At 45.0% G+C, this 347-nt stretch carries 1 protein-coding gene; it reads right to left on the reverse strand.

The features are described from left to right. Positions 1-158: 158 nt before the first annotated feature. On the reverse strand, positions 159-347 hold a 189-nt coding region (locus J4G02_23160), incomplete at its 5' end, for a xylose isomerase (protein MCE2397405.1).

Here is a 347-nt window from a genome sequence, read left to right on the forward strand (position 1 = left end):
TTAAGCTGCAAATCGTGGTCAATTCAACTTCTGGTATATTCTGGGCAAGGTGTTCAATGTGAAGTTTACCGATACGTCCAGCACCGATAAGACCGACACGGATTTTTGAAGGTTTGTTCATCTAATATTACTCCTAACGCTAACGTTGTTTTTTATTGTTATAGAATTGAATTTAGATACCGAAGGTTCCGTTCCGCACTCTCATACGGGCTGCCCATCCCCGGTAAGACATCTTGCTCCACGACAATCCAACCGTCGTAATCCCGACTTCGCAACTCCGTAAGGAACGCAGGGAAATCGACATCTCCGTTGCCTAATTCGCAAAAAACACCGTTTCCGACAGATGC

Source organism: Candidatus Poribacteria bacterium, from assembly GCA_021295755.1.
In the GTDB taxonomy this organism is placed as follows: Bacteria; Poribacteria; WGA-4E; order WGA-4E; family PCPOR2b; genus PCPOR2b.